The sequence below is a fragment of the Hymenobacter profundi genome (assembly GCF_019334315.1).
Taxonomy (GTDB): domain Bacteria; phylum Bacteroidota; class Bacteroidia; order Cytophagales; family Hymenobacteraceae; genus Hymenobacter; species Hymenobacter profundi.
This window is the reverse complement of sequence record NZ_JAHWGL010000132.1, coordinates 1-11,146: the sequence shown is the minus strand read 5'-3', so window position 1 is coordinate 11,146 and position 11,146 is coordinate 1. Positions and strand designations below refer to the sequence as shown.

Below are 11,146 nucleotides of genomic sequence, written 5' to 3'. Positions count from 1 at the left end.
ATCGTGAGAAGGTCCTTCGCTGCGCTCAGGATGACAGAACGAAAACTCACAATTTCACAACTTCATAACCTCACCATTTCATGAATAAAGCTCAGCTTCTCGGCCACTTCCGGCACAATCACAAACGGGTAGGGATCGTGCTGGCCCATGCTGCGGTTGAGGCTATTCATGGCGAACGTGAGGGGTAGCCACTGGCGCAGAATTTCGTCGAAATTCTGTAGCTGGTAGGGGTCTTGAATGGTGGCGCGCAGGTTGGCCTCGGTTTCGGCTTCTTGCGGATTGATGCGCAGGCCGAAAGCGTGGGCGGTTTGCAGCGTGTCGGTGATGTGCAGGTAGTGCGCCCAGGTTTCAGCCCAGTCTTCCCAGGGGTGCATGGTGGCGTAGGAGCTGATGTAGTGCTGGGGCCAGTCGGCGGGGGCACCTTGGTCGTAGTGGCGTTGCAGAGCCTCGCCATAGTCCTGGCGCTCGTCGCCAAACAGGCGGCGGTACTCGGGCAGGTAGGGCGAGTCGGCCAGGAGCCGGTCCCAGTAATAGTGCCCTACCTCGTGGCGGAAGTGGCCCAGCATGGTGCGGTACAGCTCCCCCATCGACTGGCGGGCCATTTCGCGCTCCACATCGTCGGCTTCGGCTATATTTAAGGTAATGAGGCCGTTGGCGTGGCCGGTCATTACTTTTTCGCCCTGCTGGCCGTCGGGGTTTTCGTCGGCTTTAAAGTCGAATTGCAGACCGGTTTCCGGCTCTACCCGCTTGCTGACCACGGGCAGGCCCAGGCGCAGCAGCGTGTACACCAGGCGGTGCTTGGCTACCTCAATGGTGCGCCAGCGCGTGAGGTACTCGGGTTTGCTGAGGTTGGGAATGGTGTGGTTTAGGTCGCAGGCCTGGCAAAACGTATTGTCGCTGGTAGTGGGCACCAGCCAGTTGCACACGTCGTGCACGTGATTGGCGCAGTAGCGGTAAGTGCCGTGCGCGGGCTGGCTGTATAGCTCGAAAATACCGGGCTGCTGCTCCACCAGCGGGTAAAGCTGGAGATGGGCCGCATCGAAACCCAGCACGTAGCCGCACTTTTCGCAGCGGTTGTTTTCGAAGTAGAGCAGGTGCCCGCAGTGGGTGCAGTGGAAGAGGCGCATAGGAGGGTAGGCGGCTAAGGGCTAGTTGGTTGCAAGTACCAGCCGGGTAGCGTGGCCTATCAAACGGCGAAAATCGGGATAAGTTGGAGGGTACCGCATTTTGCTATTTCACTTACTGACTCGCTGTTTTATTGCCACCACACCGGTATTTTAGTGCGATTAGTTATCATTTTTTCAGTAGTTTGCCGTAGCACCTATGCAGTGGCTAGTTGTTGGCCACGATGGAAAACCGCTTTGGGCTCAGTTGAATCAGGAGAAGAAAAAATCCCGAATGTCATGCTTAGTGGAGCGGAGTCGAAGCATGACGTTCCAACTTGAATAGCCCATTACCCCTACCCTACCGCCTACCTATTCTGTGTATGAAGGAAGATTCGCTACTAAAAGCCTACCAGGAACAGCCGCAGGTGTGGGACGAAATGTTCGGTGCCGACGGCATCCGGCCAGAATACACCCACTTTGTGACGGCCATCGAGAACCTGCCCGCCTCCGAGATGACTCGCAAGGACGAGCTGGCCAAGAAGCTGTTCATGAGCCAGGGCATCACCTTCACGGTGTATAGCAGCGGCGAGGGCATCGAGAAGATTTTCCCGTTTGATATCATCCCGCGCATCATTCAGCATCGGGAGTGGCTGCATATTGAGGCCGGCATCAAGCAGCGCTTGCGGGCGCTTAACATCTTCCTAAAGGACATTTACCATCAGCAGTTTATCCTGAAAGATGGGCTGCTTCCGGCTTCGCTGGTGTACTCGTGTCCGCAGTTTTTGCGCGAGATGATGCACGTAGACGTGCCCCACGACATCTACACACACATTGCGGGCGTGGATTTGATTCGGGACAACGACGGGCAGTTTTACGTGCTGGAAGACAACCTGCGCACGCCCTCGGGAGTGTCGTATATGCTGGAAAACCGCAGCATCACCTACCGCATTTTCCCCGATCTGCTGCCCAAAAACAACGTGCAGCCGGTGAAGGACTACCCCGATTTGCTGTACCGCAACCTGCTGGCCCTCGCCGGCCGCCAGGACAGCGACGCGACCGTGGTGCTGCTCTCACCGGGCATCTACAACTCGGCCTACTTCGAGCACAGCACGCTGGCCCGCCTTATGGGCATCCGGCTGGTAGAGGGCCGCGACCTGATTGTGCACAACCACTTCGTGTACATGAAAACCACCAAAGGTCTGCAACGCGTGGACGTGATTTACCGCCGCGTCGACGACGAGTTTCTGGACCCGCTGGCGTTCCGGCCCGATAGCGCCCTGGGCGTGTCGGGGCTGTACTGGGCCTACCGCAAGGGCAACGTGGCCATCGTGAATGCCATGGGCAACGGCGTGGCTGATGATAAGGCTGTGTACAGCTACGTGCCCGAGATGATTCGGTACTACCTCAACGAGGAGCCGATTCTGAAGACCGTGCCTACCTACCAAATGGCCGACCCCGACCTGCGCCAGCTGGTGTTCAGCCAGATGGACCGCATGGTGATTAAGCGTACCAACGAGTCGGGCGGGTACGGCATGCTGATTGGCAGCGCCGCCACCCAGGAGCAGATGGACGACTTCCGCAAAGCTATTCTAGAAGACCCGCGCAGCTTCATCGCCCAGCCCATCATCAGCCTGTCGTCGACGCCGTGCTACCTCAACGGCGTGCTCCAGCCCCGCCGCGTCGACCTGCGCCCCTTCGCCCTCTACGGCCCTTCCGGCATCGATATTGTGCCCGGCGGCCTTACTAGGGTGGCGTTGCAGGAAGGCTCTCTCGTCGTGAACTCCTCCCAGGGCGGCGGCAGCAAAGACACGTGGGTGCTTGGTGAGTAGGATTTGGCTGTTAGCTATTGGCTGATAGCTGTTAGCTTTCCTTCAACTCCTGCCACACTACTTTTTCAAATACGAGCTAGCAGCTAACAGCTTACAATATTATGCTTAGTCGCGTTGCGGATACGATTTACTGGCTGGCGCGCTACATGGAGCGCACGCAGTCGATGCTTCAGGTGATTCGCACGAATTACATTGCCTCGCAAAACGAAATCTACGATTTCAACTGGCGGCCGTTTCTACAGCTCTACGGCGACCTCACGCCCGACGAGCTGGCGCAGCTGGATGGCCACTCTACCCCCATTCTGACGCACCTGGTGTTGGACCGCAACAACGGCGCCTCGGCCTACCGCAACATTTTGCAGGGCCGCGAGAATGCCCGCGCCGTGCAGGACCACATCACCAAAGAAGTGTGGCAGTCGCTCAACGACTTTTACCACGTCATCCGCGACCCGGAGGTAGGGCAGCAAATCACCCACGAAGACCCCATTTCGGGCCTGGATGCGCTGCTGCGGCAGGCGCTGCTCTATGCCGGCACCGTGCAGCACACCATGCCCCGCGACGAGGGCTACGCCTACCTCGGCATCGGTAAGTGCCTGGAGCGCGCCATCCAGACCACCGACATTCTGCGCGTGCGGTGGGCCACCGTGAAGGAGCACGCCGTGCACCCACTCGATGCGCCGGCCCTGCGCTACCTGCTGTACTCGCTGGTGGGCTACGAGCAGTATATCAAGACGTATAAGGGCACGTTTAATACGGAAAACGTGCTGCAATTCATCGTGTATAACACACAGTTTCCGCACGCGCTGCTCTACAGCCTCGATCAGTTGGCGTATTACTTCGGCCGCCTGCAACCCGAGAGCCTCCCCGAAAGCCACGCGCACGTTGCGTTTCTGATTGGCAAAGTGCGCACGGCCGTACGCTACAGTCGCCTTTCGGCCCAGGAGCCCGAGCAACTCACCAGCTTCCTGCTGCAAACCCGCCAACAGCTGCTGGACGTAGCCAGCGCGCTGAACACGTCTTATTTTGGGTATAACTAGCGGTGATGGAAACCTGTCATAAAAACTGCCTGTCATCCTGAGCCTGCGAAGGACCTTATCACGACTGAACGAGTCGTTGTTACGCTTGTCGTTCAGTCGTGATAAGGTCCTTCGCAAGCTCAGGATGACAGACTTACTTCCTACTCCTACCTCTATACCTTCCTACCCTCCCACCCCATACCCTCCTACCCTCATACCTTACCTTATACTCCCATGCCTGCCTATACCATCAAGCACCGCACCCGCTACGCCTACGCCGCGCCGGTTATTGACTGCGCTAACCAAGTGATGGTATACCCCCTGGCCGACGACCGGCTGGAGGTGAAGAAGCACGAGTTGATTATCTCACACGCCCCGGAAGTAGAGGTGTTCACCGATTATTTCGGCAACCAAGTCGGTGTGTTTTCGGTGATTGCACCGCATTCGGAACTGCTGATTGACTCGCTGGCGGAAGTGGTGACGCACCCCATCCAGTTTCCGATGGACGAGCAGCCGGCCGTTGAGCAGTGGCAACACCTGCGCGCCCTGCGCGGCGACGCCGAGTTCTTCGACTTCCTCACCCGGGAGCCCTCAGCCGCTACCGAAGCCATTCGCGCTACCCTGGATACCGTGGTGAACCGCACGGAGAAGCCGCTGAAAAATGCCTTGGTGCTGTCGGAATACGTCTACGACCACTTTGCATATCAGCAGGGCGTGACCAACGTGGAAACGCCCACCGAAGAAATCTGGCGGCTACAAGCTGGTGTCTGTCAGGATTTTGCGCACATCCTGTTGTTTATGCTACGCCTCTACGACATTCCGGCGCGCTACGTGAGCGGCTATATCTGCCCCAAAGACGAGGGTGTGCGCGGCACCGGCGCCACCCACGCCTGGGTGGAGGCCTACATTCCGTTCTACGGCTGGCTCGGCCTCGACCCTACCAACAACTGCATCGTGAATGATGGCCACGTGCGCATGGCCATCGGCCGCAATTTCATGGACTGCACCCCTGTGAAGGGCACCTACAAAGGCACCAGCGCCCATCGCCTGGAGGTGTCTGTGCACATCGAAAACGGCACGCCTCTGGCTGCCCCTACCCCCGTTGAGCCTATCTACATGCAGGAGGTAGCTGCGCCTATATCCCCCGTCAACTCCTACCGCAAGTATCTGGATTTGCAGCAACAGCAACAGCAACAGCAACAACAGTAGCAAAGGGGCTAATAACCAGAACGTCATGCTGAGCGCAGGCGCAGCCGTAGCCGAAGCATCTCTACCGTGAGTAATTCCTGCCGATTAGGATTACCACTGCGATAGAGATGCTTCGGCTACGGCTGCGCCTACGCTCAGCATGACGTTCTTTCTTTCGCCGTTCTGGTGACAGGCGCTTTCCTTACCCGCTAGAAATGCTTGAAACCTTGCGCTTGCAGGGGCACAGCTTGGCCGGCTTTGGTGATGAGGTTAGCGCCTTCACTCTGGGGCACCATGTGGCCGATGATGGTGATATCGGGGTGGTTTTTGATTTTGTCGTGGTCGGCGAGGGGCACCGTGAAGAGTAGCTCGTAGTCCTCGCCGCCGTTGAGCATGCACATAATAGGGTCGAGGTTGAATTCCTCGGCTACTTCCAAGGTAGGGTTGGCGATGGGCAGATTCTCGGTGAAGATGCGCGCCCCTACCCCGCTGGCCTGGCACAGGTGCAGGGTTTCGGAGGCCAGCCCGTCCGAAATGTCAATCATGCTGGTAGGAGTGATGCCCAGTTCGCGCAGCTCGTAGATGATGTCCATGCGGGCTTCGGGGCGGAGCTGGCGCTGCACCACGTAGCTATACTTTTCCAGCTCAGGCTGAAACTCGGGGTCGGCTTGCCAGGCTTGCTTTTCGCGTTCCAGCACTTGCAGGCCTAGCAGGGCGCCGCCCAGGTCGCCGGTTACGCACAGCAAGTCGTTGGACTGCGCACCGCTGCGGCGCACGGCTTGGCTTTGGGCTACCTGGCCCAACACTGTTACGCTGATGGTGAGGCCGCCGCGGCTGGCGGTGGTGTCGCCGCCTACCAGATCCACATTGTAGGCCTCGCAGGCTAGGCGCATACCTTCGTACAGTTCTTCAATGGCCTCCACGGAGTAGCGGGCACCCACGGCAATACCCACTACAATCTGGGTAGGCGTGGCGTTCATGGCCGCCACATCCGACACGTTCACGGCCACAGCCTTATAACCCACGTGCTTCAAGGGGCAAAACGTGAGGTCGAAATGCACGCCTTCTACCAGCAGATCGGTGCTGATAACGGTATCCTGCCCGGCGGCAGGGCTCAGAATGGCCGCATCATCGCCGATGCCGAGCGTAGTGCTGGGCTGACGTAGGGTAATGGTTTGTTGAAGGCGGTTGATCAGGCCAAACTCGCCGAGGGCGTTCAGGGGGGTAACGGAACTCATAGGAGGTGCTGCTGTTTATAAGGTCTGGGGACAGAAGATCCGGGTTTGTTTGGCAAAGGTAGCCACCACCAGCGTGTAGTATGGCGGCCCTTCCCTTCCTATACCCCAGGTAGGATACGTGGTTGAGCAGAAACCTGCCCATCCTCAAAAACCAGTCGGCCCGCACTGCATAATTGACGGATTAGCCAGTAGCGCGTATCTTTGCCGTACACAAACCCGCACTACTCCAATGTGAATCTTGCTGCATAAGTGTACTGTCTGACAATCTGCATAGCCTTTTTTGTAGGCTGACTCGCCTTAGCGGCGGATTGTGGCACTATGCTTTTGCAGCATTGCCTGGTTGTGTGGGCCTACCTTTTTGCGGATAGGATTCTAGGCGCGCTTATTCTATGTATCCGCTTGCCGGGTAGACTGCGCTTTGCTCCACACGGAGCCTTCCTTTTTTTTCTGTATTGCTTTTCGGTGCTTTCCGGCGTCGTGCCTCCTCTATTGGCGTATGTGCGCTACCAGCGCCCTGCTTTTGTATCCCCTATTTGCCACTATGCCTTCGGGTGCGCGTGGCAGGATAGAATGCAACTCGCCGCGTATGATGTTTTGCCAGCTTACTCCACCCTGAAATCAGCATAAAATTTCATTCTACCACCTCCTGCCGGAGGTTGGCAGCTCATTTTTTGCTCATTTTCAGTGTTTTCATGCAACAAGTTTTTCAGTACTTCACGCAGTACAAGGTCAATTATAAAAACGAGATTCTTTCGGGCCTGACGGTGGCGCTGGCCCTGATGCCCGAGGCCGTGGCCTTTTCGCTTATTGCGAGCCTGTCGCCATTGGTGGGCCTGTATGCGGCCTTTGTGATGGGCCTGGTTACCTCAGTGCTGGGTGGGCGCCCCGGCATGATTTCGGGCGCTACGGGGGCCGTTGCGGTGGTGCTGCTGGCCCTGGCCAAGAGCCACGGCGTAGAGTACATCTTTGCCACAGTTATCTTGGCGGGCAGCTTACAGGTGGTGGCCGGGGTGCTGCGTCTGGGCAAGTTTATCCGTCTGGTGCCGCACTCGGTTATGTTTGGCTTCGTCAATGGTCTGGCCATCATCATCTTCCTGTCGCAGCTTGTGCAGTTTCAGACGGTAGACGCGGCGGGCGGGCACCACTGGCTCACGGGTACGCCCCTACTCACGATGCTCGGGCTGGTGGGCCTCACCATTCTCATTATTGTTGGCCTACCCCGCCTGACCAAAGTAGTACCGGCTTCGCTGGTGGCGATTGTGGTCGTATCGGCCCTGGTTATCGGCCTGGGTATCAGCACCAAAACAGTAGGCGACATTGCCTCCATCGAAGGTGGCTTTCCGCCGTTTCATATTCCGGCCGTGCCGCTCACGCTGGCCACGCTCACACTCATCTTCCCCTACGCTGCCATTATGGCGGGGGTAGGGCTGATTGAAAGCCTGCTCACGCTGAACCTCATCGACGAAATCACGGAAACCCGTGGCAGCACCAACAAGGAATGCGTAGCCCAGGGCGCGGCTAATATTGCCTCCGGTTTTTTGTTCGGGATGGGTGGCTGCGCCATGATTGGGCAGAGCCTGATTAATATTTCTTCCGGCGCCCGCGCCCGCCTCTCAGGCATTGTGGCGGCGATGATGCTGCTGGTATTCATTGTATTTGGCGCGCCACTTATCGAGCGCGTGCCCATGGCGGCCCTCACCGGCCTGATGATTATGGTGGCCGTGGACACCTTTGAATGGGCATCGCTGAAAACCTTCGGCAAGATGCCCGTAGCCGACTTGGTGGTCATGGTGCTGGTAACGGCCATTACGGTGCTGCTGCACAACCTGGCGCTGGCGGTGCTCATTGGGGTAGTAATTGCCGCCCTGGTTTTTGCCTGGGAAAACGCAACCCGCATCCGCGCCCGCAACTACGTGGATGCGGCGGGCGTACGGCACTACGAGCTGTTCGGGCCGCTGTTTTTCGGGTCGGTGCAGGCCTTCGGCGAAAAGTTTGATATGGTGAACGACCCGAATGAAGTCATTATCGACTTCCGGGAAAGCCGCGTGGCCGATATGTCGGCCCTAGAAGCGCTGAACAAGCTCACCGAGCGCTACCACCGGCTGGGCAAAACGGTGCACCTGCGCCACCTTAGCCCCGATTGCCGCAAGTTGCTGAACAAAGCCAATTCGATTATTGACGTCAACATTTTGGAAGACCCGCTCTACACGGTAGCGGGCGCAAACGTCATGTACTAAGCGATGCTGCCCGTGCCCCATCTGCCCCGTTGGCAGCAGTATCTGCTGTTGGTGGGCGCACTGCTCACGATCCTCACTGGCAGCTGCTTGCACAGCAGCGGCGCGCCGCTGTCACACACGTTCTCGCTGCTGGCCTTGCCGGGGGCGCTTTGGTGGCCCCAGCCCGCCGGCCTGTCTCGGCAGGTGATGTGGTGGGTAGCCATTGTGTTTCTGTTTGGGCTAACTACTGCCCTGCTGATGCAGCTTCTATTATGAGCCGGTGGCACTCCACTCGGCCTCTGTTGCAACCAGTACAGATCATTAGCGGTTGCTACCAGCCGGCAATCTGCCTCTGTTGTTTCACTGTGTGAGCCCAGCAACGGCCCCGACCAAACGCTTTGCTTGGTCGGGGCCGTTGCTGCTGTTATAGTCCCGCCACCAGCACACGCCACGCGTCCTGCTCCGGAATACCCGGCTTGCGCTTGCCAAAAAACAGCAGCAGGTTGTTGCCTTGCGAATCAAACAGCTCCAGCGAGGTCACAATACCGTCGGTGGTGGGCTTTTGCACCACCCAGCTTTCGGCCACATCTTCGGCCTTGAGGTGCAGGTTGAAATTCGGGTCGAGCACGTTCAGCCACGGTCCCATGGGCACAATGCGTTGCACGGGGCCAGTATGAATCTGGATGCAGCCGCGGCTGCCCACAAACAGCATCACGGGCAATTGCTGCGCCGCAGCGGCTTGCAGGGCTTGGTCTACGGCATCGTTGCCTACCTGGCGCACCAGCTCGGGCGGCCCCAGGCGCAGGGCCTGCGTGCGCGTCACGCCGAATTTGCGCAGCACCCCAAAGAATGCGTGCGTATCGGGTAGTGCCCGCCACGCCGCCCGGAAGCCTTCCACGTCGATGGTCTCGTCGGCGGCCTCGGCGGCGGGGGTAGGCGCGGGCTCTACCGTCACGTCTGGCGACTGGTTTTCGGCTGTAAACTGGGTCACCAGCTCGTCGTAGGCAGCACCATTACTGTCTTCGAGGAGGTAGATTTTGTGCACGGCCTCGCCGTCGTTGGCAAAAAACTGAAGGCTACGACGGCCGTCCTCGCTCACCGCAAAACCATGCTGCCAGTGCATCAGAAACAGGCGCAGGTCGATGTCTTCGCCCAGCACCAGACCCATGGGGCCATTTATCGATACGTCGAGGTAGGGACCTTTGCGCTCGTGTACCACGCTGTTGTTGCGGGTGAGGGCCATCACGCGGCCCAGGGTAGGCACTTGCTGAAGAATGTTCGAAAACTCGGCGCGCAGGCGCGTTACGGGCGCGTCGGGCTGGCCGGTGCACTGGGTCGCCAGCAGCTCCATTTCGCTCACGCCCAGGTCGTCGGCAGCATTGCGAATGCGGCTTTTGGGATTCTGATGGCGGTACTCGGCCCAGCGTTGGGCGAGGGTTTGGGTTGGTATAGTGGCGGTTGACATAAGGAATGGTGAAGTTGTGAGTTTGTGAAGTTGTGAAGTATCGGCCTTTCCTGATTCGTGTGTCATCCTGAGCGGAGCGAAGGACCTTCTCACGGCAGCACGACTAAGCGAACTAACGATTCGTTCATACATGAAAAGGTCCTTCGCAAGCGCAGGATGACAGACTAAGACAGGGCTCATCCCTACCCTACCAATTCACCGTAGGGCACGGTACAATGAGCGGGCAATCGTGATGAGGATGCGGCACAAGCTGCACAGGCAAGTCGAAGCCGGCAAGGATGTTGGCGGCCGTTAGCACTTCGGCAGGCGGACCGTAGGCTAGCGGCTGCCCTTGGTGCAATAGCAATACCTGGTCGGCAAATTGCGCGGCTAGGTTCAGGTCGTGTAGCACGGCTACTACCCCGAAGCCCTTGCCTACCAGCTCGCGGGCAACGGCCAGGGTGCGGTGCTGGTGGTGCAGGTCGAGGCCGGTGAGGGGCTCGTCGAGGAGCAGGTAGCCGGGGTCGGCCTCCCACACCTGGGCCAGCACCCGCGCCAACTGCACCCGCTGCTGCTCCCCACCCGAGAGCGTGGGGTAGCTGCGCTGGGCCATGTCGGTTAGGCCTACCATCGCCAGCGCCGCCCGCACCACAAAGTGGTCGTGGGCGCTAGGCTGCCCCCGGAAACGTGGGTAGCGACCCATCATCACCAGTTCCTCCACCGAGAAAGCCAGCGCCAGCGTGTGCTGCTGCGTGAGTACAGCACGGTGCCGCGCCAGCTCGCCCGGCAACTGACTTGCCAAGGGCTGCCCCCGAAATGAGACACTGCCGCCGCTGGGTAGCAAGTCGCCGCTGAGTAGGCGCAGCAGGGTAGATTTGCCCGCCCCATTGGCTCCTAGTATCACCATCAATTCGCCGGGGCGGGCGCGGAAGGAAACCTGTTGCAGCAGGATCTTCCTCCCGATTTGATAGCTTATATGTTGTACGTCGAACATGGGTAGGGATTTCAAAAATTGACGTTAACCAAGTCTATAACACTTGTATATTATAATGATTACCAATCAGTAACAGGACGTTATTTTTACTAACTAGTGCACGATGTAGAGACGC

General features: G+C 58.5%; 9 protein-coding genes. 5 read left to right on the top strand and 4 right to left on the bottom strand.

The window, feature by feature from the left end; all coding sequences use genetic code 11:
* Positions 1–62: 62 nt before the first annotated feature.
* On the bottom strand, positions 63–1,127 hold the full coding sequence (locus tag KYK14_RS20125) for a zinc-binding metallopeptidase family protein (protein ID WP_219161470.1): 1,065 nt from the start codon (positions 1,125–1,127) through the stop codon (positions 63–65).
* Between the two features lie 359 nt (positions 1,128–1,486).
* Between KYK14_RS20125 and KYK14_RS20120 the strand changes: the two genes are divergently transcribed.
* The 3 genes from KYK14_RS20120 to KYK14_RS20110 all read left to right on the top strand — a co-directional run bounded on the left by KYK14_RS20120 (position 1,487) and on the right by KYK14_RS20110 (position 5,160).
* Positions 1,487–2,935 carry a circularly permuted type 2 ATP-grasp protein gene (locus KYK14_RS20120; RefSeq protein WP_219161468.1) on the top strand — a complete coding sequence of 483 codons (1,449 nt, stop codon included), beginning with the start codon at positions 1,487–1,489 and terminating at the stop codon, positions 2,933–2,935.
* A gap of 101 nt (positions 2,936–3,036) precedes the next feature.
* Positions 3,037–3,972: an alpha-E domain-containing protein gene (locus KYK14_RS20115; RefSeq protein ID WP_219161466.1), complete on the top strand. Its 936-nt coding sequence runs from the start codon at positions 3,037–3,039 to the stop codon at positions 3,970–3,972.
* A 213-nt stretch (positions 3,973–4,185) separates the two neighbouring features.
* On the top strand, positions 4,186–5,160 hold the full coding sequence (locus KYK14_RS20110; protein WP_219161464.1) for a transglutaminase family protein: 975 nt from the start codon (positions 4,186–4,188) through the stop codon (positions 5,158–5,160).
* Positions 5,161–5,348: 188 nt separating this feature from the next.
* Here KYK14_RS20110 and thiL read toward each other — a convergent pair whose 3' ends face one another.
* The gene (thiL, locus tag KYK14_RS20105) at positions 5,349–6,377 is read right to left on the bottom strand and encodes a thiamine-phosphate kinase (RefSeq protein ID WP_219161462.1); all 1,029 of its coding nucleotides are present in this window, start codon (positions 6,375–6,377) and stop codon (positions 5,349–5,351) included.
* Between the two features lie 692 nt (positions 6,378–7,069).
* Here thiL and KYK14_RS20100 point away from each other — a divergent pair.
* Positions 7,070–8,614, top strand: a complete 1,545-nt coding sequence (locus tag KYK14_RS20100) for a SulP family inorganic anion transporter (RefSeq protein ID WP_219161461.1) — start codon at positions 7,070–7,072, stop codon at positions 8,612–8,614.
* Between the two features lie 12 nt (positions 8,615–8,626).
* Entirely contained in the window at positions 8,627–8,869 is a 243-nt protein-coding gene (locus KYK14_RS20095; protein WP_219161459.1) for a hypothetical protein, read from the top strand.
* Positions 8,870–9,017: 148 nt separating this feature from the next.
* On the opposite strand, the gene KYK14_RS20090 is transcribed toward KYK14_RS20095, so the two are convergent.
* Entirely contained in the window at positions 9,018–10,058 is a 1,041-nt protein-coding gene (locus KYK14_RS20090; protein ID WP_219161457.1) for a hemin-degrading factor, read from the bottom strand.
* 187 nt (positions 10,059–10,245) lie between these two features.
* Positions 10,246–11,046 carry a heme ABC transporter ATP-binding protein gene (locus KYK14_RS20085; RefSeq protein WP_246601952.1) on the bottom strand — a complete coding sequence of 267 codons (801 nt, stop codon included), beginning with the start codon at positions 11,044–11,046 and terminating at the stop codon, positions 10,246–10,248.
* Positions 11,047–11,146: the final 100 nt, after the last annotated feature.